The sequence below is a fragment of the Microcoleus sp. Z1_B2 genome, assembly GCF_036700325.1.
Classification (GTDB): domain Bacteria; phylum Cyanobacteriota; class Cyanobacteriia; order Cyanobacteriales; family Microcoleaceae; genus Microcoleus.
This window is the reverse complement of sequence record NZ_JAUBOQ010000045.1, coordinates 1-23,534: the sequence shown is the minus strand read 5'-3', so window position 1 is coordinate 23,534 and position 23,534 is coordinate 1. Positions and strand designations below refer to the sequence as shown.

Annotated in this window: 21 protein-coding genes and 1 tRNA gene; 8 read left to right on the top strand and 14 right to left on the bottom strand. The window is 42.9% G+C overall.

Translation table 11 applies throughout. The annotated features are described in order from the left end of the window. Complete coding sequence (gene arfB / locus QT984_RS23200) at positions 1–414, top strand: alternative ribosome rescue aminoacyl-tRNA hydrolase ArfB (RefSeq protein WP_333208034.1); 414 nt, start codon at positions 1–3, stop codon at positions 412–414. Positions 415–485: 71 nt separating this feature from the next. Further along, entirely contained in the window at positions 486–725 is a 240-nt protein-coding gene (locus QT984_RS23195) for a hypothetical protein (protein WP_333208032.1), read from the top strand. A 123-nt stretch (positions 726–848) separates the two neighbouring features. Here QT984_RS23195 and QT984_RS23190 read toward each other — a convergent pair whose 3' ends face one another. The 4 genes from QT984_RS23190 to QT984_RS23175 all read right to left on the bottom strand — a co-directional run bounded on the left by QT984_RS23190 (position 849) and on the right by QT984_RS23175 (position 3,738). Further along, positions 849–1,118, bottom strand: coding sequence for a helix-turn-helix transcriptional regulator (locus QT984_RS23190; protein WP_333038826.1), 270 nt, complete (start codon positions 1,116–1,118; stop codon positions 849–851). 234 nt (positions 1,119–1,352) lie between these two features. Continuing rightward, entirely contained in the window at positions 1,353–1,634 is a 282-nt protein-coding gene (locus tag QT984_RS23185) for a helix-turn-helix transcriptional regulator (RefSeq protein WP_333055574.1), read from the bottom strand. A gap of 130 nt (positions 1,635–1,764) precedes the next feature. Further along, positions 1,765–3,081: a transposase gene (locus QT984_RS23180; RefSeq protein WP_333208030.1), complete on the bottom strand. Its 1,317-nt coding sequence runs from the start codon at positions 3,079–3,081 to the stop codon at positions 1,765–1,767. 414 nt (positions 3,082–3,495) lie between these two features. Continuing rightward, entirely contained in the window at positions 3,496–3,738 is a 243-nt protein-coding gene (locus tag QT984_RS23175; protein ID WP_293176868.1) for a helix-turn-helix domain-containing protein, read from the bottom strand. 276 nt (positions 3,739–4,014) lie between these two features. Between QT984_RS23175 and QT984_RS23170 the strand changes: the two genes are divergently transcribed. The 3 genes from QT984_RS23170 to QT984_RS23160 are packed head-to-tail and all read left to right on the top strand — an operon-like array spanning position 4,015 to position 5,376. Further along, positions 4,015–5,013 carry a hypothetical protein gene (locus QT984_RS23170; RefSeq protein WP_333375044.1) on the top strand — a complete coding sequence of 333 codons (999 nt, stop codon included), beginning with the start codon at positions 4,015–4,017 and terminating at the stop codon, positions 5,011–5,013. Between the two features lie 7 nt (positions 5,014–5,020). Beyond that, positions 5,021–5,182 carry a hypothetical protein gene (locus QT984_RS23165; protein WP_333055576.1) on the top strand — a complete coding sequence of 54 codons (162 nt, stop codon included), beginning with the start codon at positions 5,021–5,023 and terminating at the stop codon, positions 5,180–5,182. Between the two features lie 29 nt (positions 5,183–5,211). Continuing rightward, positions 5,212–5,376, top strand: a complete 165-nt coding sequence (locus QT984_RS23160) for a hypothetical protein (RefSeq protein WP_333274465.1) — start codon at positions 5,212–5,214, stop codon at positions 5,374–5,376. 134 nt (positions 5,377–5,510) lie between these two features. Here QT984_RS23160 and QT984_RS23155 read toward each other — a convergent pair whose 3' ends face one another. The 10 genes from QT984_RS23155 to QT984_RS23110 form a co-directional block, all read right to left on the bottom strand. Beyond that, on the bottom strand, positions 5,511–6,992 hold the full coding sequence (locus tag QT984_RS23155) for an AAA family ATPase (RefSeq protein WP_333055578.1): 1,482 nt from the start codon (positions 6,990–6,992) through the stop codon (positions 5,511–5,513). Beyond that, complete coding sequence (locus QT984_RS23150) at positions 6,989–10,804, bottom strand: Eco57I restriction-modification methylase domain-containing protein (protein WP_333375041.1); 3,816 nt, start codon at positions 10,802–10,804, stop codon at positions 6,989–6,991. Before QT984_RS23150 ends, QT984_RS23155 begins: the two co-directional genes overlap by 4 nt. Next, on the bottom strand, positions 10,797–14,141 hold the full coding sequence (locus tag QT984_RS23145; protein ID WP_333312944.1) for a helicase-related protein: 3,345 nt from the start codon (positions 14,139–14,141) through the stop codon (positions 10,797–10,799). Before QT984_RS23145 ends, QT984_RS23150 begins: the two co-directional genes overlap by 8 nt. A gap of 266 nt (positions 14,142–14,407) precedes the next feature. Then, positions 14,408–14,481 (bottom strand) — tRNA-Val (locus tag QT984_RS23140). 86 nt (positions 14,482–14,567) lie between these two features. Then, on the bottom strand, positions 14,568–16,670 hold the full coding sequence (locus QT984_RS23135; protein ID WP_333375039.1) for a serine/threonine-protein kinase: 2,103 nt from the start codon (positions 16,668–16,670) through the stop codon (positions 14,568–14,570). Between the two features lie 106 nt (positions 16,671–16,776). Continuing rightward, positions 16,777–17,223 (bottom strand): SRPBCC family protein, encoded by a 447-nt coding sequence (locus QT984_RS23130; RefSeq protein WP_015175311.1) that lies wholly within the window; start codon positions 17,221–17,223, stop codon positions 16,777–16,779. Between the two features lie 193 nt (positions 17,224–17,416). Next, positions 17,417–18,853 carry a 9,9'-di-cis-zeta-carotene desaturase gene (gene zds / locus QT984_RS23125; protein WP_333055582.1) on the bottom strand — a complete coding sequence of 479 codons (1,437 nt, stop codon included), beginning with the start codon at positions 18,851–18,853 and terminating at the stop codon, positions 17,417–17,419. A gap of 62 nt (positions 18,854–18,915) precedes the next feature. Then, the gene (locus QT984_RS23120) at positions 18,916–19,272 is read right to left on the bottom strand and encodes a type II toxin-antitoxin system PemK/MazF family toxin (RefSeq protein WP_333055583.1); all 357 of its coding nucleotides are present in this window, start codon (positions 19,270–19,272) and stop codon (positions 18,916–18,918) included. Between the two features lie 4 nt (positions 19,273–19,276). Beyond that, on the bottom strand, positions 19,277–19,531 hold the full coding sequence (locus tag QT984_RS23115; protein WP_333055584.1) for a hypothetical protein: 255 nt from the start codon (positions 19,529–19,531) through the stop codon (positions 19,277–19,279). Between the two features lie 115 nt (positions 19,532–19,646). Further along, complete coding sequence (locus tag QT984_RS23110; RefSeq protein WP_333055585.1) at positions 19,647–21,293, bottom strand: DUF6930 domain-containing protein; 1,647 nt, start codon at positions 21,291–21,293, stop codon at positions 19,647–19,649. Between the two features lie 245 nt (positions 21,294–21,538). Here QT984_RS23110 and QT984_RS23105 point away from each other — a divergent pair, with 245 nt between their 5' ends. The 3 genes from QT984_RS23105 to QT984_RS23095 all read left to right on the top strand — a co-directional run bounded on the left by QT984_RS23105 (position 21,539) and on the right by QT984_RS23095 (position 22,827). Beyond that, entirely contained in the window at positions 21,539–21,892 is a 354-nt protein-coding gene (locus tag QT984_RS23105) for a HesB/IscA family protein (protein ID WP_006632680.1), read from the top strand. 125 nt (positions 21,893–22,017) lie between these two features. Beyond that, positions 22,018–22,434 carry a tetratricopeptide repeat protein gene (locus QT984_RS23100; RefSeq protein ID WP_333055586.1) on the top strand — a complete coding sequence of 139 codons (417 nt, stop codon included), beginning with the start codon at positions 22,018–22,020 and terminating at the stop codon, positions 22,432–22,434. Positions 22,435–22,629: 195 nt separating this feature from the next. Further along, positions 22,630–22,827, top strand: coding sequence for a hypothetical protein (locus QT984_RS23095; RefSeq protein WP_006632682.1), 198 nt, complete (start codon positions 22,630–22,632; stop codon positions 22,825–22,827). The last annotated feature ends 707 nt before the right edge of the window (positions 22,828–23,534 follow it).

Genomic DNA, 23,534 nt, shown 5'->3' with positions numbered 1-23,534 from the left:
ATGTTACAAATTTCTAATACTGTGTTCATTCCTGATGGCGAAATCGAGATTAGTGCGATTCGCTCTCAAGGCGCGGGGGGGCAAAATGTCAATAAGGTGGCGAGTGCGATTCACTTGCGCTTTGATATCCCAGCTTCCTCATTGCCCGATCGCTACAAGCAGCGTTTGTTGCAAATCAACGACCAGCGCATCACCTCCGAAGGTGTGATTGTCATCAAAGCTCAGGAACACCGCAGCCAGGAACAAAACCGGGAAGAGGCTTTGAGACGGCTGCAAGAACTGATTAAAAGTGCGATCGTCATACCGAAAAGGCGCAAACCCAGCAAAGCGACTCGTAGTTCCCAGCGCAAGCGTCTCGACAGCAAAACCAAGCGAGGGCAGATTAAAGCTATGAGAGGGAAAGTCACGGAGTGATTGATAATCTCAATTCCTATTAAAATTAGGATATAATTGTAGGTGATGATGGTTAGTTTTAGGAAACGGCAATGACAACTACTGCAAGTAACGAGCCGACGCTAGCCGATGTTATTGAAAAGCTAGACAAGCTATCGGCTGAAGTTGAGAAATTATCAACTGATGTTGAGAAAACTAATGACAAAACCGACAGATTCAATGACAAATTCGATAACTACCAGAAAGCTACCCAATGGGTTGTGCAACTTGCTTTCACTTTGATTGCAAGCGCCACTATCACGGTGATTATCACTTCTGTTTTTCGTAAGTAATACCAAATCCTACTTTAATATCCTCTTTATAACTTGCTTGTTAGATGCCCGACTTCTTGAAGAAGTCGGGCATCTAATCTGCTTTTTTAGGTTGGTCTAATTAGAACCAAGCAACAAATGTTGTCAGTCGGGATTTGGTGGGCCTAAGTCGTTAGGTAAATCGTTAAGCGTTTTTCCCAAAGCTTTGCAAAGAGCTTTCATTTGAGCAATGGTCAGTTCGGGTTCGTCTAGTCCTCGTTCCCATTTGCTAATGGCTTGCTGAGTTAAGGTTTTTGTGCGAGTCTTGTCGGGAATTTGTTTTGCTAACGCGGATTGTGATAAACCAACAGCCTCCCGCAAGATTTGCAGTGCTGGTATATCTTTCGACTCTTGAGTTTGTTTCTTTCGGGGCATATCATAGAAAATTCACAACCAAAGTTGTTGACAAATTGCTAAAATACAACTAAGGTTGTTTAAGATAGAGACAACAGAAAGGCGGCTCCTTTAGCCGGACGGTGGAAACGCTTTGGTTTAGCGAGCTGCCTTATTTGTAGTTTCTACCCATTATGCCTGCATACCCTTAGTATTTTCCGGGCTTGGGTGCATGACTCAAGCCCCTTTCCCTAGACATGGACAAACCCCTGCGGGTTAGTTATCGTTCGGTGAGGACTCACGACTTGGTAAGTCATCGGGAATTTTGGTTACGTCTAATCCTAAAACCTCAAACATAGTTTTTAGAGAAACCTGGTACAGGTTAGCCATAGCAAGTATGTTTTCAGCATTAGGTAGGGCCTTGCCTAATTCCCAGTCAGCTTGTCTTCGCTCGGAAATTCCGATTTTTTCTTTGACTTGAGGGCGTGTTAGTCCAGCTTGTTCTCTGAGTAGTCTCAATGGAGACTTCTCCTTTTCTTGTAAATCTTCTTCTATCATGGGACGAAATATTCATGAAGTTTACGTTTTAACAAAGGCTTGAATAAGACGTAAACTTCATGTTAGTAGGCAAAACAAAGGCCGCTCAACGAGCCTCCAAGGTCAAAATGCAGGTGTCAACTACCCAGCATCAAGCGGAGTACCGCCGGAGATGTGGGCTTGTATCTGAGCTCCACCGCAATTCCGAGAATCTTTGCAGAATCTCAGCTTTAGTTTCACGGCCCGACACATTAGGGGATGCTGACAAGCTCCCCGTACTCGTCCAGTCCTGCCGGACAAGCAACGTTCTCATGGCAATATTTCGCGCACCCACCAAATCAGCATGAAGCTCGTGTCCGCAACATTCACAGCGAAACAATAGCCCTTTTTTTGGTCTATTGCCTGCTGATGTGTGTCCGCACTTTGGACAGCTTTGCGAAGTATAATGAGCTGGGACTTTAGTAGCTAAAGAGCCGTTCAAATTAGCTTTGTAGTCAATATAGCCGTGCAATTCGGCAAACGACCATTTAACTTTATTTCGATTAGCTCTTCGCTGTTTCTTGCTAGCCTTTTTACCAGACTTGGACTTAATTCTCTCCCGAACTCCGGTTAGGTTTTCCAGTCCAATCAAAGTATTAGGTTTTGCAATATCCTTGCTAATTTGGTGGTTCACGTCAGCGATAAACCGTCTTTCTCTTCCCGACAAAGCAATTAGTCTGCGCTTTGCCGAACGAGTGTCTTTACGCTGAAGAGTTTGTCTAGCTTTATGATAGCGGTTGGCTTTATGTCTAGCGTCGGAACCTGAGTAGAAATTCGACTTGTTTTGTAAGTCTGTTTCTACGGCTAAGTAGCGCATCCCCACGTCAACGCCAGAAACTCTAGTTATTTTCAGTGGGTCGAGTTCAGGGGTTTCTACCTCAATACTTACCATCAAATAGTAAACCTTAGAGGAACGCTGATAGACAATTTTAGCTGCTCCAAACTTGGAACCCTTGGCAATCAAATCCAGATGCTTGTTGTAGCCATCATACGAAACTACTATTCTACCAGCTAGGGTAATAATACTCACCCTCTGCTCGGATTTGAACGAGTAGTCGCGCTGATAATTCAAGGTACAGGTTCGAGAAATATACTTAGGGGGCTGGTCTAGTCCTTTGTACCTTTTCTTGGTGTATCCTTTGGCAATAGCATCGTTAGATTGTTTTACCTTAGTCCAGAGTGTTTTGTAGGTTGCCGACACTTGTCTGGGTACATTGCAAGCCATCTGAGCGCCCAGCCCAAATCGAACACGCAATTCGTTGTAAACAGCCTTTTGCAACTTAGCGCCATTGCTGGTTTTGTTCGCATCAAAAGCAACTCGCGAAGTATGATTCAAGGCATCGCGATAAGCCAAGGTAGTCTGAGACACCAAACCTTTGTGCTCGGCATTCAGGTTGAGTTTTAGCTTGGCGGTGATTATTTGAGGCATTACTTTCACGAAGTCTGAGAAAATTCTATCTCGTGAACATGGAAAAAGCAAGTGGTGTAGCAAAAATTATTTGTTCGCTCATCGACCGCCCCGAACTTTCCGACACATAAAGTCATCGGTTTGGTTCGGGACGGCTCTCCTGGCTCACGCAAATTCCTCCCGACGCTCACCTAGGTACAGGTAGAGCGCGGGACTCCTTTTGGTTTAGTTGAAGAACCGCCTTATTTTTCGTGTCTATCAATTATGCCTGCATAGCCAAGCGTATTTTCGGGGGTTGGGCGCATACCTCAAGCCCCTTTTTTCTCAACGCCGAGGAGGTGATGCCATGTAAAAGGTCGATCGACCTCACAGGAGTGCCCAACTCAAAATTGTATCAGCAGTAATAATTTTTTAACTGTTGGTTTAATTTAATTGCTAATTCGGCCCAAAGCTCTCTGGAAGTTCATCGATTTTTTCTATTTTTAGTTCTCGGCAAATAGCTTTCAACTGAAAGAGAGAAAATTTTGGTTCTGTGGCTCCAGATATCCATCTATGATACGTGGCCCGGGGAATCCCGCATCTAAAAGCAAACTCATCTTGTGATAAGTCTGTTTTGTTGATTCTTAGGGCTTCCAATGGTGAATTGCCCTCCTGTCTTCGTTCTTTTCTTGATGACATTGTAACATAAATCTCAAATTGAGATGTCATACTTGACAAATTTAAATCGACATCTCATAATGAGATACAAGTGACAGAACAAAAGCTGGCCGGTCAGGGCGAACAGCCAAAACCTACAGTTTTGAATAACCGCCTTGAGGTGATGCCATGTAAAAGGTCGATCGACCTCACAAGACAGCCCAACTCAAAATTGTATCAAAGATCCAGACCAAAACTTCAACTTTGCGATCGCACAACTTCCGTGCTATCGTGCCCTTTCTCGAACCATTCCAGATCATGTCCACATCAATTGACAACTTCTACCTAGGCGATGTCGCCTCCAACTTTCACTTTGCAGGCCCGCTGCTAGACTTTGAAGAAGAAATCCAGAATCAATCTCCCTTTCACGATTTAGATTACCTCACAGGCGAAATTAAAAGGGGATTCCTAGACTACGTGCGTCAAGGAATCATGCTGGACGCCATCCGAAAGCTGCGATTGTACAAAGACAAATTCAAAACTTTTAAAAGTTACTGCGAACAAGCATTAGGCAGGCAGTATTTTTACTGCACGCAAATTATCAAAGCTGCGAGCATTTGCCTGCGCTTAATTAAAGCCGGATTTGAGATTTTGCCTAGCTGCGTTGCTCAAGTTGTCCCTTTGTTCAAACACGCAATTACCGACCAATACGGCGACTGTCGTTTACAGGAAAAGTGGCAAGAAGTTGTCGATGTCATACCCAAAGAAAGGATTACGGCAGTAACTATTGCTGAAACCGTTGACAACAATCCCAACCTCCGGCTCAAACAAATTCGGATTAAAACCGACACCTACGCCATTTTAACGAAAAAAGCAGCCGCAGCCGGACTGTCAATTTCGGAATTTTTGGCCAGGTTGGTTGGCGAATACAATCCCAGCAATTTAGAGCAGCCAGCGGAACATACTCCCGAACAAGAGGAGATTTTAGACCAATTAGACGCGGAGTTTAAGAAGCCGACCACGGAAACGACTTCAACTTCTGCCCCAGGAAAAGTTAAGTCTAAAGGTTTTGGAGTCAAAGTTGAGCCAAAAGGTGGTAAAAGGGAAGTGAAGGCGAAAACTTCGGAAAGGGAAGTTAAGGCGAAAACTTCGGAAGGTGAAGTTAAGTTAAAAAATCGGCAAACTGAAATCAAAGCCGAGAAACAGTCGAATTCATTTAATGAGAAAAATCATGAAGTCATCTGCCCAAAATCCTATCATGCGTCAACTGAAATTAATGGAGGCTCAACTGAACGAAATTCAGTGCCACCTTATTAAAGCCAGTGTGTTGAATTGGTGGCAAATAGTTTTGCCTGACGGTCAGAAAATTGCGATCGAGCACGCGGGCGGCGGACACTGGATTTTTCGGGCTAACGGGCTTGAGAAATTTCATCCAGAAGTGCGGCTAGCGGTGTTAAGGGCGATCGCCGAAGGCTGTCGCCGATAAGTTACGGGTAAGGACACGGCATCACAGCCGTGTCCCGGAAGGGGCTGGTAGGCGATCGATCTGATTTCATATCATTTGGGGATGCAGGGGGGCGATCGTTTATACTGGTTGAAAGTCGGATTGTCGATCGGCTTGTAGGGCGCTTTGGGCACGGCCAAAAAGCCTTGGACGTAGAGCGCCCCCTCAATAGCTAAGGCTGCCTTACAAGCGTTGTCAAAGCAAGTTTTAGCTTTGCTTTTGATCGGGGTCGCGATTTCTATCTATCGCACCTCATCTAACAGTTCGGTCATGACGTTTTCTCTCGATATCACTCAGTATTAGTTTAATATCATATGCCCAACTCATGTTTGAGAGTTTTTACTGCATCAATTGCTTCTTGAATTTCGCGACCGTAAGTTTGGCTAATTTGTGCATGATTTAGGGGATTCATAATTAATGTACGATATAATTCAATATTTTGTTTACAGGTTGCACTTAGAAACAGAGTTCCATCCTTTTTGTAGGCGATAAGTGGTTGCCAAAAGTCATCGGTTGTTAATTTTTTAGACTCTTCTTGATATTTTACCTTTAAGTAATGCTTATCACAGAATTTTTTGAGGATGACTTCAAAGGCGGTACGCAAATATACAGCGGATGCTTTGAGATCGGGAGCTTGAGGGGGAGCCGGGGTAAGATATTGTTGTGCTTTGTCTAAATAATCAGTGTCTTGCTTCCAGACAGGAATTTCTAAATCCTCTGTAATTTTTCCGCAATAAAGTTCCTGAAAAACCCATTTGTTACCATCAAATCTCTGTTTAAGAATTTCATACCACTCCCGATCGTAGGTCATCAAAAATATTTGGTACTCGCTGAATTGATCTTTGATAATATCAATTAAGGGGAGGCGATTAGACATATCTAAGCCAATAAAAATATCATCTAAGGCGAGTAGTTTGAGTTGGGGTTTCGGTGCTACGAGGAGAGAGCTAAAATAAAGCGCGATCGCAATAGCAGAGAGTTTTGCTTCATTCAGGAAGTGATGTGGACTAGATATTTCTCGTTCTAGGAACTTAATATTTAATAAAATCTTCCGATTGTCAATACAATTTTCTTTTTGGTCGTCTCTATATTTGGCTGTGTTATCAAAAGTAATGCCTTGAAAATGTAAAGAAATGACAATTTTATAGCCAAAATATTCCATCAGTTGTGTAGCTTTTTGCTCTAACTCGTTGAGCTTGGCGCGTAGTCCTTGATTAAAGATTTGGCTTTCGGCTTCAAAAATAGCAATTTTGCGCTTGTGATTTTTTTGTTTTGGAACAATTGCTAGTAAGTCATTCCAGTTATCAGGAAAGGTTCTTTGCAGGGGATGAAGGTCATTAATACACTGTCCTAACAGGCTATGAACTAATAGCTCAAAAATATTGACTTCGGGCTCTTTGTGATGGATAAAATGAACTTCAAGTAAACGTTTATAGTCTAGGATACCTTTAGCTTGAGATGCGGCAATTATGTCTGGATCGTTGGTAGTGCGGGTGGTAGATGACCACTCGTGAACAATTTGGGGTGTATTCAGGTTTTGTCGCAAAAAGAATTTGATATAGCCTTCCTCATTTTCCGGTGCAAAGATATTTTTATATTGCTCAAAGTCTAGATTATTAATTCCAGATTCAAGCAGATACTGAAGTGCTAATAAAAGGGAGGATTTACCGCTACCATTTTCACCATAAATCAGTAAGTTTGGTTTCCCACGTTCTCCAACTTTTGCTAATTCGACAATATGATGATTGTAGAAAGCACGAAAATTTTTAATCTCAACTTTAATAATTCTCATCCTAAACCTCTAATAATCCGCACGACTTCTAAACTATTCAAAAAATAAATATTAACCCGAATCGGATGCTCAGAGTCAAATATTCGTTTAAAGATTTGTCTCAGCGCTGGCATTTTATCACCTTTGATGGTATCGAAAGCGGGAAGATTTTCCGATAACACATGACTCATGAAGTATTTGTCATTGCTGTGCAATTCTTCCGGTAAATATAACTCCATCACCAGCGCATCAACAACTTGCTCAAAATAACTCAGCATCAGTTTGTCTTCTGCTGTTTCTACCATCTTTTCGCCATGACTAGGAATGTCTTTGAGTTCGGCGGTGAGGTAGATTATGTAATTAACTAGGGTTTCAATAACATTGCGCTGTGGTTCAGTGGTCGTAGGGATAGGAATTTGAGAGACATAGATAGATTTGAAACGCTTAAAGTCACCACGCACAGCAGGACAAATTTGATTGATAAAAAATTGTATCATTCCAGAGTTAAGAAAGCCTAGTAAATATTTTGACTCTGCTGGAATCAAAAACAAGGTACAGTCAGGGTAAAAACTATTAGTATCAAAAGCAAATTCACAACGAATAGCAATATCTGGGTAAACAATCTTAGGCTGCTCAAACTCTTGCCAATAAGCGACGTTATCCTGAATTTCGTACCATTTATAAGTACCGACTTTTCTACCTGTACCTGGTGTGAGCTTTTCTTGGTACTGGCTTAGGTAATTTTCAATTGCTGGATACTTCTTGATATCAATTCCTCGTCTTGTAAAAATCAACCATAAGTTTTGATATTCAACACTCCATCTTTTAACATCCCTTCCGCGCAAAAAAGGTTTGAGAACTTCCGCCGATGATGGATGTTCAGCAATTAGCCTATCTCGCGTTTCTCTATCCACCACAAATGCTTCGTTAAAGCCTGTTTTAATACCGTAATAAAATCTGCCATTCACATATTCCCCTAGCGGTGTACCAGTTGTTCGCAGTTTTTCCAACAAATTGAGAACTGTTGACGACTCTAGCCGCCAACCATCAGCAGTCAACTCCTTTTGTGCCATCAAAAAGCTCTGATTTTCAAACACTGAAGCAAACTGATCGACAGCTTGCCCTAATTCCCAATTTAAAACGCGAGTTTGATGATTTTTAGGCTGTTCTTTACTAGCAATAATGATGCTAGGGTAAGCAATAGCCGTAAAAATCGGTGCATCACCAAAATCAATTAATTGCTGAATAGTCGATTCATTAGCTAAAAACTTACGCAGCTTTTCCCCGTAACCAGAGCGAAAATATTTATTTGATGAGATGTAGCAGAGAATACCTTGATTTTTCAGGAGCTTTAACCCTTGCTCATAAAAATAAACATACAAATCAGCTACACCTGTATAACAATCATACTGACTTTTAAAGATGGGTTTAAACTCTTTAATTTGTTCTTGGCGCACATAGGGCGGATTGCCAATACAAACATCAAAACCCTCACCTAGCCCAAACATCCATTCTGAATCAAAGAAATCAGCCACAGCATTTTGCTCGTAAGGCTTCCAATTAGCCAACTTTTCCGCACTTTCACTCGGAAAGCCACCACTTTTAAGAATCTCACTAATCTGATGACGAACTTGATCATCCAATTCTCGATACTTAGCCTTAGTTTTAGGAGTACGAGCCATAAAATAACTTCTGCGAACCTCTGCTAATTCCTTTTCCTTTTGTTCAATGCGAGGATCACGTAAAGTAAAATCAGCAGCCCCTTTAATTCCAATCAAAGCATTAGCCGCCACAAACTTAGTTTCCAAATTCGGTAAAGGACGTACACCCCGATTTTCCTGAGAATCATGAATATTTTGGTGAACAATCAGCGAAATGAAAAACCTTAACTTAGAAATCTGGATAGCCACCGGCTGAATATCTACCCCATAAATGCAGTTTTCAATTAAATATAACTTCCGTCCATAATCCAACTCATTATGCTCAAAAGCTTGCTCAATATCCTCAATTACCTTTTCTCGAATCGTGCCATCAGGAATCTCACTAGCCTTAGATATTTGCTTTTCCTTCCATCTGCCATTTTGCGGGTCAAGCTTACTCAAAATATACACCAACTTATGCAAAATACCCATCGGAAAAGCACCCGAACCGCAAGCCGGGTCGAGAATTTTCAAATTATCAATCGCCTCAATCAATCCTGATACTTCTGTATCTGTAAACTGATGCTGCTGATTATTATAAGCAAACAGATGGCGCAACCTTTGATTCACTTCTTTTTCTCCACTGAGTGAAGTCAATTTACCTTCCAAACAAGCAATTAATGCCTCATCTACCATGTAATCAACAATTTCACGCGGCGTATAAAAAGATCCGGTTTGCTTCCTAGCAGTTGTATTCGTTTCCGGGTTATAAGCAGCGAGTAAATTTTCAAACACCTTCCCTAACAACTCAGGATCAAGGGCAATTTCTTCCTCAATCGGGGTATTTTCAGTAACAGTAAACTTATAACTATGAAAAATATTAATTAAACCTCGCACCGTATAACGCTTGTTTTTTGTCCCGTAAACATCATTCAGATCAATTTGTTGATCAGATTCACTAAAAAATAGACAATTAGGAATATTTAGCCGATTATCCTGACGTTCCGAAAAACCATCAATGCGGACAATTTGTTTAGGCTGATATTGATCGGGTTTATCCAAACATTCAAATAAACCACCATTCAGAAATGGAATATTATCAAACAATCTGAGTATGGCTGGGGAATCGTGAAAATAATCCTCATAGCGATAGACATTATGCACCATGTAATTTTGGTCACGTCCCCCTGCTTGCTTCGCCTTATTTCTAAACTTACGATTATCAGGTTTACTAGGAGTATTCATCTCCTGATTCAGGGTTGCAAAGAATAAATTTTGCAGAATCGCTTTATAATAAGTGCTTTCTGTCGGTTCATAGGACTTGATTAATTGCTGTACCCTTTGATAGTTAAACAAATCATCTGGTACCAACCCTTTTTCCTTGAGAAACCAAACAAAAATTAATCTCGTAATTAAACGAATAACGCTAGTAGCATTACGAATCTCGACATTTCCCCCCGCACCTTCGGGAAAAGTAACATTTTGTACCGCCCAAAAATACCAGTTAGCTACTTCTTTAAAAAACCGTTTATTTAGTTCAGAAGTATCAAGAGTTTTCTGCCAAGCATCATGCAATTGGTCAAAGTTAGTAAATTGATACTGTTTAAACAACTGAGGTAATGAAAGGTCAAAAAGTATTTCAATATGAGCGCGATGGGGCTGAAAAATATTAATATCTTTAATTAAAGTGATTTTTTCTAAAACATCCTTAGAAGTTGCTCGTTTATTAGGACGGCGGTTAATTATCGACAAAGTAAAACACTCACCATGTCGGAATAAAACCATAATCGGAATATCAGATTGACGGTTAACTTCGCGAGTAATGTCCGATAGCTGACTGCGTGTGTAATCATTCTCCCGCAACTCAACCGCCAAGAAAATATAAGATTGCAGATAATTTTGATCTATGTTACTAGAAAATCCTAATTTACGATTGGATTTAATCTCATCTTCAGTCAGTTGAAACAAAAAATCAACCGACTTCCATTGAGATAAACTCGCCCGTTGCTGGTTGATTTCCCCAAATCCAAAAGTATCGATAAAATCTTCAGGGGAATTGCTATCTAACTCAAATTTTCTTTGCGTCGTATATCCTAGGGTTTGGAATAATAGCTCTAGCTTCTCGGCTGCATTACCCGCAGCTAAACTTTGGATAGATTTCGCAATTTTATCTTTCATCTCTCGTTCATTCATCTTTAATCACCAACCATGTAATTAAATCGAAATCAGTTTTGCTTGTCACCTGTTTTTTGTGTTCTGGCATTACCGCACCTTTACCAGACTTAAACAAATTACTACCTAACCGCTTCTTAAAAGTCCGAGTAATCGAATCAACCGCCCTCTCAAGCAAATCGTTATAAACACTCATATCTTCCCCGTTATTCGTCTGGTTGTCAAACAAATTACACAACGAGTCATAAGCTTGCGCCTGATTCGCACATAACAACCGAAACATCTCTAAAATCTGCTTAGGTTGAGCAAAACTGAAACGTACTACCTGATCCTCTCTAATATACACCAGAAAGTACGGTTGCAGAGGATTAACCTGCTCATTTCCCGAAGTATCACCTTTCTGTTTTAAACAAAAAATTACTCCTGGTGCAATTATCGGATTTTCCGACGCTGGTGGAACGACTGCATAAATACCCAAAGGTGCATCTTCTAGCTGTTTCTGGTTCGTTTGCAAGTAATTACTTAGTTCAATGCGAAAGTCATCTAAGGTAAACTCATTGAGGGCAACGCTTTCGTTGAAATCCTCTAAATCTAATACCTCATTCTGCAATCGTAATAACTGTTTATCTCTATATTTTAAATCCGTTTGAATTAACTCTTCAATTTCATCCGGTTCCAGCAAGTTGTCTTCAAAGGTAGCGGCAATATCTACCAACGCCATCCTTGCTTCTACTCGATTTTTGAGATTGATGTATTTATTTAAGTCATCAGTAGGCCAGAAATTCACTAACTGTACTGTATGGTTAACACTACCGATACGGTCAATCCGTCCAAAACGCTGAATGATTCTGACTGGATTCCAATGAATATCGTAATTAACTAGATAATCGCAATCCTGTAAATTTTGCCCTTCAGAAATACAATCTGTCGCAATCAATAAATCAATCTCTCCATCTTGGGGCATAGATGGCATCTTGTCGCGCTTTTTGGAAATGGGAGAGAAATTAGTCAGAATTTGATTGAACTCATTCTTGCCAAATGTAGTTTTATTTCGGCCAGTTCCCCCAACTACTAAAGCTATGTTAATATTGAGCTTAGAAGTTGCGCTCCATTCGTGCAAAGCCTGATAAAGATACTCTGCTGTATCGGCAAAAGCAGTAAATACCAAAACTTTACGGTTAGGTTGATTTTGTTTATTAATTGTTGGCTGTTTTACTTTGTTTTGAATCAATTTTTTCAATTCGGCTAACTTGGCATCCCGCGTTTCATCAACCTGCAAAGCGGAATTATAAAGAATCTTGAGTTGTTGCTTATCCTCTGCTAAATCTTTTAACCATTCATCAGTATCAAGATGTGCCATCTTAAAAGTAAACCTGGAACCAACCTCGATAGCTGCTTGTAGTTCTTCATCATCAATATCTTCAAGATTTAACTGATTAAACTCAATATTCTGGTTTTGATCTCGAAACTGCTTAAAGGTTTTAATTCGTTCCTGTAAATCTGCAATTTTAGCGATAGTCCTTGCCATCGTAATTGCAAAGGATGTCACCGAACTTTCCAGCCGTTTAAGAAAGTTAACTTTCATCATCCCGATGAGAAAATATTCGCGTACACTCTGCTTAAATCTTTGTCCTGATTTATGTTCGTATTCTTCTCTGTACTGCGGCAAAACATATTTAGAAGGGTTAAATAATGACAATTTATAATTAGAAATTTCATCATTGAGTTTGTCGTAGGACATAAACTTACCTTTCAAATCAATTGTTGGAAAGATAGACAAGGGTTTTATCCTAATTGGGAAGCCGCCTAATTGCTCTACAACATCTTTATAATATTTTTGAATATGTTTGCGAGAACGAGCTATGGTTAATTCGTCAAGCAGTTTAAAAAACCCAGAATCAAGGGAATTTAAGAGTTCGCTAGTTATGCGACTACTCTTTTTTGACCAAGTGGTAAAAGCTCGTTGAGCGCTAGCTAGAGTATCTTTCAGGCTAACTACACCAATTGCTGCTTGAAAAGCATCATCCTTGCCTTCAGTGATAAATTCAAGCTGATGTCTTAAATCAGTCAGGTTATTATTAACAGGAGTAGCAGAGAGTAATAGAACCTTGGTTTTAATGCCCGCTTTAATAATGTCATCCATCAGTCGCTCATAACGACTTTTACGAATTATATTCCCATCTTCATCTCGCTTACCCTTAGTGTTGTTGCGGAAATTATGGGATTCATCAATTACTACTAGGTCATAATTTCCCCAGTTAAGAGTCCCTAAATCGGTATCACCGGATTTGCCAGACTCACGACTTAAATCTGTGTGAGATAAGACTGTATAATTAAAGCGATCGCTAACAAATGGATTTACTTCACTATTATTCTGTGCGTGATAGATTGTCCAGTTTTCGCGTAATTTTTTTGGACATAACACTAAAACTCTATAGTTCAGGATTTCAAAATATTTAATAACTGCTAAGGCTTCATAGGTTTTTCCTAAACCCACACTATCGGCAATAATACAACCATTATGGGTGCGAATTTTATTAATTGCTCCTATTACGCCATGTTTTTGAAATTCCAATAAAGTATTCCATATGGTAGTATCAACTAGCTGGTTGCTTTCACTGAACAATCCAGCGTATTGTTGGTCTGCTAAAAATTTTTCAAAGATATGAAATAGGGTTTTGTAGTAAACCAGTTCTGGGGTGGAGTTAGTATATAATTGTTCTAAATAAAACAACACATCTGCTTTGATATCTTTGACCAGTTCTTCATTGTTCCAAATTTGGTCAAACCAAACTTTGAAATCATAAGTGTCTTCTATGCTACTGACGATTAAATTTAATTCAATATTGTTGATATTGTCAGACAATCCTAAGCCTTTTATGGTAAAATTAGAACTTCCCATAATCGCGGAGGGAACTCGATAAATGGTAGTCGATCCATCGGGTCTGATGTCCTGTACTTCATTGTCAATATGATAGAGTTTTCCGTGCAAGAAGTTAGACTTTGCGATCGATTTTATCTCTACTTTTTCTCTAATCCAGTCAGCACAATCTTTGGCTAAACGTTTTTGTTGAAGCTGCTTTAGGAGGGTTAACCCTTCTCGATCGATTAAGAAGGCTTTGGTTTCATTTCTGTGAGGATCGAGAACAAAAGTTGGTTCGCCAAACAGGAATTGTAATTTTTCAATTTTCAATAGCTGTTCTTTCAGCTCTTCAAAAGCATAAATTGTAAAATAAGCTGAAACAATTGATAAGCGGGAACCTTCTTTGATTTTAAATCTTAAAAAATCACCAACACACCCCCGTGTGTGGTTATCTTTAATGCCTGAATATGATAAGGAAAAAATCGAACGGGGCATATTTTTTACCTGTTCAAGGTTTATTGTTAAACATATTTTTTTTTAAGAATGTTAAAATCTTGTAGGACTTACGCAAGTGTCACAGTTAAATCAACTTGTAGGATGCCCCGGACATTGATTATTTCGATTTCAACAGATTTTTCGGCTCCGGGACACCCTACGGAGAGGCTACATTAAGGGAAGAGTGAGCGAAATATCAGCGGAAAACAGAACTCTCGGTAGGATCGAAAACCTATAACCCTTGATTTATAAATGATTTAAATTCATGGACACAACTGGACTCGAACCAGTGACCCCTACGATGTCAACGTAGTGCTCTAACCAACTGAGCTATGCGTCCTCACGAATTCCTAATGTAGCAGAACATTCGATCGCCTGTCAAGCATAAATATGAAATTTTTTAAGCAGGCACTCTTGACATCGCCCCTAATGCCCCATCCCCCGCCAAATCTTCACAGTTCGATCGCCCGCACCGCTAGCCAAACTCCCCCCATCAGCACTAAACGCCACCGACAAAACCTCCTCCCCGTGGCCCGTCAGAATTTCCAGCAAACCCCCCGTACCCGCATCCCACAAATAAATCGTCCCATCCCGACTCCCCGTCGCCAAAACCCTACCATCGGGACTCAACGCCACACACAAAACATCCCCAGAATTGTCCCTCATACTCCGCAGCAGCGTCCCTCGCCCCTGTGCATCCACCCGCCACAGCTTCGCCGTACCATCCCGACTCCCCGTCGCCAAAATCGATGATCCTTCTGCATCTCCCCCCCTTACCAAGGGGGGGCTGGGGGGGGTCTGACCGGCAGGGGACACAGAGGAAGTCAATCCTTCTCCTACTCCCCCCCTTACCAAGGGGGGGCTGGGGGGGGTCGCAAAAACGATCGCCCGCACCCAATCCCCGTGCTCTGCTAAAGTACAAATCGATCGACCCTTTTGCCAATCCCACAACTGCACAGTCTTGTCCCGGCTGCCGCTAGCCAAAAACTCCCCGCCAGGACTAAAAGCCACCGCCTCCACCCCGCCAGCGTGACCAGTCAAAGCCGACATCGGCCTTCCCTTATTCAAATTCCACAACTGCACAGTTTTGTCCCGACTGCCGCTAGCCAAAACCTGACCATCCCGACTAAACGCCACAGCAGCAACCCTGTCAGAATGACCAGCCAAAGCGTACCACCACTTACCCTTATTCAAATCCCAAATATGAATCATTTTGTCCCGGCCGCCACTAGCCAAAGTCGCGCCATCAGGACTAAACGCCACACAAGTCACCCAGTCAGAATGACCCGTAAGAGTGTACCACCGCCTACCAGTCTCCAACTTCCACATCTCAATCGTCTTGTCCTCACTGCCGCTAGCTAAAGTCGCGCCATCAGGACTGAAAGCTACCGACGTAACAGCATTAGAATGCCCTACCAGAGTATGAACACACCTCCAAGTAGGCGCGCGTGCGGGCACAACCCGCTGCATCGGCGGCACAGGTAAAATGGTGCCTGCAACCGTTGGCGGCACTGCATTCTGCACCACAGGCGTCCTCTGCGGCACGGAAATTTTAGGCGCTGGTAGGGGCGGTGCCCCCGTGCCCGCCCCCGTGCCCGCCCCCGTGCCCGCCCCCGCCGACTGCTGCGGCTGCAAATCTTTCAATACCTCAGCTACAGATTTGTAGCGCCGACTGAGACTCGATTCGATCATTTTGTCGAGGATGCGACTTAATTTCGGATCAATTTGAACCTTCAAAAAGTCTCGCCAAACCCAAGCATCTTGATTGATATCGAACAAATCAAAAGGAGATATTTGAGTCAGCAAATAAATGCAAGTTACTCCCAAACTATACAAATCACTGGCATAAACCGCTTGACCTCTAATTTGTTCCGGCGCGACGAATTCGGGAGAACCGATGACTGTACCGGTTTCTCTCAAACCCTCCACAAGTTTTGCAGCGCCAAAATCAACTAAAACTAATTCCCCGGTTAATGTTGGGTAAGTATAAATGGTGGGAGTTTGAGAAAGGCGGCGGCGGATAATATTGGGGGGTTTAATATCTCGGTGAATTACACTGCGATCGTGCACGAACTGCAATACTGGCAATAAATCCTTCAGCAGACTAAGAATCTGACTTTCGCTGAAAGGCCCAGTCCGCGCCAACTCTTCCTGTAAATTTTGACCTTCTATAAATTCCTGTACCAAATACTGATAGCGTTCTTGCTGAAAGTGCGCCAGCAGTTCGGGAATTTGCGGGTGTTTCCCTAACTCATCTAGCCGCACCGCTTCTCGGTTGAATAATTCTGCTGCTTTCTCGCTGCTGCTGGTACCTTGGGATAGGGGAAAAAACTGTTTAATTGCACAGCGCGGTTTTGAGGGTTTGTCTTGGTCTATTGCTAAAAAAGTGCGGCCAAAACCGCCGCGCCCAAGGGGTTTGATGGCGCGGTAACGCTCTCTGAGCAACAGTTTGGAGCCGCAATTCAGGCAGAATTGGGTACGATCGGCATTTTGCGGGTTTTGACAGGCGGGGTTTAGGCAATAACTCATAACTAAACCGAGAAGGAATCAGCAGCACATCTCTATGATACTGACGCCCAAGCGCGATCGACTCTCGCGTTACAATTAAAAACCAAAGGACTTGAGTCGTCAGAATTTAAGATGTGGCTTTTACTTTCAGAGCATACTCTTTAAACCTTTCCAAGTCAGCCTGAATTGTCGATTCAACCACGCGGCCCAGAAATAGGTTATCCATCAATTTTCCCAGCCAGCCGGGAATTCCGTAAGCCACTGTCAGCTTGACGATACTGCTGTCTTTGCGATCGTAAAATCTTACGGCACCTCGATTTGGTAAGCCGTCTACCGATTCCCACTGAATTATCTGATTCGGCACTAATTTGAGAATCCGAGAAAGCCAGCTAAATTCTAACCCGCCAGTTGCGAGTTTCCAGCGAGACAACTCTGGATCTTCTTCGAGAACATGAACAGATTCTATCCACTTCATCCAGCGCGGCATTTGCTCTAAATCTGACCAGAGTTGCCACGCTAATTCGATGGGAATTGCCACTTCTACTTGGACACTGTGTTCTAACCAATCAGTCATGGGATTTTAGATTTTAGATTTTAGATTTTAGATTGAAGAATTGTTTCTTTTTTTCTTGTTACCAGGAAGAGCCTGGTAACGCAGATCCAGAGGCTCCGCCTCACTTTTCCTCTCGAATACTGGAGGCAGAGCCTCCCGATCGCCCTTCCCAGGCAGAGCCTGGGAACGAGAGAAAACGATAGAAGACTAAGGACTAATGACTGTAAGCTTCGAGAATTGCCTTAGCGGCTTGATGGCCTGAAAGTGTCGCTCCTTCCATACTATCAATGTAGTCTTGCTGAGTGTAACTTCCTGCTAAAAAGAAATTGGCGATCGGAGTTTTTTGAGCAGGGCGGAAAACATCCATTCCCGGTGCTTCGCGATACAAAGATTGAGCTAGCTTCACTACACTGTACCAAGTCATGTTTAATTCCCGCGCTGACGGGAATAAATCCTGAACTTGCTTAAGTACGTGTTGGGCGATCGCCTCATTGCTTTGTTTAATAAACGGATCTCCCGGAGTCAACACCAACTGCAACAGAGAACCTTGTCCTTCCTTATAATAATCCTTGGGACTTGTCAGCGCCAAATCAGCAAAACAGGAAAAATCTGCATCTGCTGAATATAGCAAATTATCGATGCCGACAGCGTGGCTCAACTGTTTGCGCTTGGCTTCGTCTTCCAATTCCGTTACCCAACCGTCGAACCGCAATTGCACTGTAGCAACTGGCACCGCATCTAATTTATAAATGTTGTCAAATTCTGACCATTTGCGCCAAGCTGGGGGCAATATTTTCTGAATTCCTGGTACGTCTAATGCAAAAAGATAAGCATCAGCGGTAATAGTTTCTTCAGTTTCGCCGCTAGCTACTGCCAAGCCTGTGACGCGGGTTTCTGCACCTTCTTCAAACTGAATTTCTCGGACTCTGCGCCGCGTGTAAATTTTTGCTCCTTTCTTTTCCAAATATTCCACAATTGGCTTGTGCAAATATTCGCTGGGAGAACCGGCCAGCATTCGCATCCTTGATGCTTCTGTTTTGGTAGCAAAGAATTGAAATATTGTCAGCATACACCGAGCAGAAATATTTTCGGTGTCGATAAAACCCAGTGCGTAGGCGATCGGATTCCACATTCTTTTGAGCGAGTTTTGGTTGCCGCCATGACTGCGGAACCAGTCAGCAAAGCTAACTTTATCCAAATCGCGGATGGTTTTCATCGCTCCGTCAAAGTCGATCAAACCTCGGACGATCGGGCTAGTTCCCAGGGCGATCGAATTTTGGATTTTGTCCTGTACCGATAGCTGAGATGTAGTAAAAAATGCCTTCAATCCGTGCAAAGGAGCACCCACCGGAAAGCGAAAATCCAAAGAACCAGTTTCGCCGCCTCGATTGATAAAAGTGTGGACGTGTTCTTTGACGAGCAAGTCGTCAAAAGCTCCCACTTTTTTCATCAGGGCAAATAAGTTATAATAGCAACCGAAGAAGACGTGCAAACCCATTTCAACGTGATTGCCGTCGGGATCTACCCAACTGCCGACTTTGCCGCCAACAAAGGGGCGGGATTCAAAAATTTCTACTTCGTGGCCGGCCTCCACTAAATCGACTGCTGTGGTCATTCCAGCCAGTCCCGCACCTGCGATCGCAACCCGCATTTTACCTATCCTTTACAGTATTTTTACAAATTGTAACAAAATTTAGAATATTAGAAATATTATTAAAGTTCGTAAATGCCGATCGACACTTGTATAGCCCTCTGAATTCTGGCTAGGACATCGGCACTAAGTTGACCGTAAGCGCCTTGTTCCAGATAAGTCTTTTGGACAGTTATAATTTGCTCGCAGACAGCCAGCGAGTCAGATTCTAACCCTCCTTCACCAGGCGGAATCAAAACCCGACTCGGAGTTTCGCCCCCTCTCAAATCGCTAGTAAAAGGGACAATCAGTACAGTACGGCTCAATTCATTCCGGCTATCTATGGAAACGACAGCAACAGGACGCTTTTTGGTATCTCCGATCGTTCGCAAAGCTCTAACAAGATAAACTTCGCCTTGTCGCGGATAAGCTTCTGTCATTGTATCAAAGACCTTCCTCTATTAAAATTTCTTCCATTTGTTCCTGAGCAAATGTTGCCCATTCTTCCTCAAACTCAATATCTTCTTGGCTGCAGTTTTGATAAAACTTCCGCAACTTATCTTCTATTTGCTTAGCGTACCAGAGACGGAGAGCTTGTTCGATCGCCTCCGTCCAATCATCAGTAAGTTGGTCTATTTTCTCCGCGAATTCAGCATCAAGGGCGACTAACACTTCTCGCTTTTGAGTAGAATTTGACATAATCATTTTCCTTTATAATTTAAAAACTAGGGTGCGCTGGGGCGCACCTTACAAATTACTTTTACATATTCTTTCTTCCTTCTTCCTTCTTCCTTCTTCCTGCTTCTTTATTCCTTCAAAACATCGGCATTAACTGAAGTGGCCCAATTCCCAACTCTTTAGCAGACACCCAGCGAACCTCAAGCAAAGCGATCATATCCTTAAACTGAGGCTGACCGCGAGAAGCACCCATCAACCCTTTAGCAATAATCAAACCGCACCAACCGTTGGTTAATTTACAGCGACGGTCCCATTTCTTGCGAGCTTCCTGATGCACCGGATCGTCTTCATTAAACTCCCCAAACAAATACAGCTCCCCATTTTTAGTTTGCAAAATACCCAAGTCGAATTGCTCATCCTGAAAAGGATTTTCGCCCGGATTAAAACCAATCCCCTTCACACCTCCAGCTTCTTTCAAATCCTGAATCATAGTTTTTGCCTTCGGATGAGAAGTTTGGATCATCACCACCGGCAAACCATCTCCGGCGGTATTAATATCAACTTCTGCACCTTGGTGAAACTGGACACTTTGGCGCAGGAAATCTACCGTTTCCCAAGGTACGGCACCGAGACTCAAAAATGAATTTTGCGGTACTAAATCGTCCCGCAGCAGTGGCTTGTCAAATTCATCATCGTCATCATCGTCATCATCGTCATCACCGAGCATCTGTAATAATTCGTCTGACACATCGGGCATCGTGGAAACTTTAACGGATACCTGTTGAATTTCTCCGTCAGGCTGCGGAACAGGGATGCGGTAGCGGCTGCTAAGAGTGGGAAAAGTGTCTGAGCCCAATTTCCGGCGGCCGTTGCGGAAAAAGCGATGAAATGCTTCGAGAGCAACTAACATCGTGAGGGCTTCTTCTTCGTAAAGGATCGATCGCAATCCTTCTAAAGGATGTAGGTTGCCGAAATTTGGTTCAATTTCCGAGGGAGGCAAATCGGCTAAATCAATTTCGTCCTCGTCGTCCTCATCAATATCTGCTGCACTTTCAAAGGTAACAAACAAACAGTCTTGCCCTAAAAAAGCCTGTTCTAAATCTTCAAAAGATTCATCGTTGACGACTCGTTCTCGAAACCGCTTCAAGGATTCTAGAGAACGGTACAGTAAAACTCCGTAATCCATTCTGCCTTGCCCCAATACGGACACGTAGAGGCTGGCGACATCCCACTGATTGATTTCAATAGATATAATTTGGTGTTCCCTCAAAGTCCGCCACGGAGCGTCTTGCCAAATTTGAGCAGCTTTTTCCATTAAAACTTCAGCATACTGAGGTGGCAACTCAGGAGGTCTGTTGATGGCGACCTCTTCCATGCCGCGAAATATTTCGTCAATTAGGGGCAATTCCGGCACGTAGTCAATAGAAATGCCTAAATCTTGAAGTACGCCCCGCAGATAAAATTGAATTTCTCGGTTTTTGACTACTATTTTTTGGGGGCGGACTGCGGGAGCCGGACTTTGGGGATGTTCCATTGCCCGTAGCAGGGCCCGGACGAGCGCCTCTGGGCCGGCATCTGGGCCTACCATGTCCATAGCCCTCACGACTCCTTCGGAGCCATCGACCCAGAGAATGCACTCGCCACCAGCTTCTAGAACGTCATCGTCATCTAGCATCATGTGTGAGTCAGCATTAGATAAGGGTCGGCGATCGCCCTCCCACACGCTGGGAATTTGAGGTAAGTTTTGTAGCCGACGAAGAGTAGTGCGATTCAGCGCTGCCATAGAGTAAGCCCGTTGGGTGAAGCATTGTTGCGGTGCCGGTAGCCGGTCAACCGCTGCTTATCAATCATAAACCCTATAGGGGGAGAGGACATCGAGCTGGGGAACGAGGCCTCACGGGAATTAAAAATTAGAAGCTAAAAATTCGGCCTTCAGCATCTAACCTTATGCCTTCTGGCGAATGCCTGTACAATGGAGGGATAAGATTACACTCTTAGCATTAGACAATCTCAGGAGTTCGGCAAATTATGACTCAAGCCATTTCTGAAAAGCGCGGCATTCAAATGACGGACTCTGCTGTCCGTCAAGTTTTAGCTCTGAGAGAGAAACAAGGTAAAGACCTCTGCTTGCGGGTAGGGGTGCGCCAGGGCGGCTGCTCTGGTATGTCTTACGTCATGGATTTCGCAGATCCGAGCACTGTGAAATCCGACGATGAAGTGTTCGACTACGATGGTTTTCAGGTAGTTTGCGATCGCAAGAGCATTCTTTATCTCTACGGTTTGGTTCTCGACTTCAGCGATGCTATGATCGGGGGCGGTTTTCAGTTTACTAACCCCAACGCAACTCAAACTTGCGGTTGTGGCAGTTCATTTTCTACATAAATTGGAAAATAGGGCATTGGGGATTGGTAATTGCTAATTGCTGAGAATGCCTCGGACTGCCTTGCGGCGTCCGGCACCCAATGCTCTTTCCAATCTAAAATCTCAAATCCCAAATCTAAAATCGAATGACCCCTGAAGAATTGTTTAAAGACGGTTTCGATCGCTACCAAGCTGGCGAAGCCCCGGCTAATCTGATCCCCGTGTTTAAAGAAGTGTGCGAAAAAGCTCCCAAAAATGGCAATGCTTGGGCTAGCCTCGCGTGGCTCTACCTGTTGGAAAATAAACCATCTTCGGCTCAAAAAGCAGCGAAAACAGCCGTTAAATTGAACCCTCATGACCCCCAAGCTCGCATCAACCTAGCAGTAGCGATCCTCGATCTCAAAGAGAAAGGAGTGCGTCCCCACGTAGAAGTGGCTCAGCAACTTCTGATGGCTTCCGAAGAGTTACTCGACGAAGTTAAAAAAAATTTTGAAGAAGGATTAAGTAGAAAACCCGACTGGAAGAGTCTCGCCCGCGTTAAACAGTGGCTTCTGGAGCCGTAACCGCGCAAACAAGTCTATTTGGGGCGGGGATCGACGAAAGTGGCTTTGCGGTTTATTACGACATCGTAATAAATCAATAAATAACTTTATGGAAAACTCAGAAAGTCAGTGCTAGTATTTGAAGACTTAGACGATTGACAAACCCGCTCAGCGGTTTTCAGATTTTACTACGATAATACTAGGAGTTGTAAAAACATGAGCACTGACAGCCACGTTAACATCAAACCCGCAACCCGCAACCACAAAGGTTTCTTTATTCAGCCAGCTTCTTACAAGTTGATGAGCATCGATAAATCCGGTTGGGCCTTGATTTGCATGGACAAAGCAGTTTGTCACTACGTAGACCCGGATGATTTGCAATTGCCCAATAAATCAGGAATGTCTGAAGGTTAATTCTGAAGTTGTGAGAGACTTTAAGATGCTTTATTTGAGTAGCTGCCCTCCATGGAGGGCAGCATCTTTTTTAGTAAGAAAAAAGTCCGGCAACGCGCAGTGAGCTCATGTCAGGTCGCTCAACCATAATATCCGGTCGGGGCGGGTTTATTGGATTTGGGATTTGTGTTGAATATCACGGTGAACCCGCCCCTACAACAATCACGATCGATTCACCGGACATGATATGAATCGGGATTTAAGGGATAGGCTGTTACGAATCTAGATTGTATTTTTGGGCGGGCGGGACGCTAGGGCCCCTACTCCCCACAAGACTTTGATTTTTTTTTGACACACAATTTAAGGCCGCAACAGCTTAGGAATGAGAATTAAATAACTTCCAAAAGTTTGTGGGATGGGCTTTCAGGCCCATCCCACAATAACAATTAAAATTGTAAGTTATTTAATTCGCGATCCTTAGAAGGATAGAAGGAAGAATTACCGATTACAAATTACCGATTACAAATTGCAGGGTAAGAGCATCTCAATTAGGCTTGACACAAGGACTCAGAAGAATCTAATGTAGGGTCAAGAAAACAAGAAAAGAGAACTTGAATCATATAATCGTTATCCATAGCAGTGCGTTTCATTTGGGAGCATCCCACTTTTGCAGTCAGTATAAATACTCAGACAATTGTCTGGCTAAGCTGATGGCATAATATAAAGCA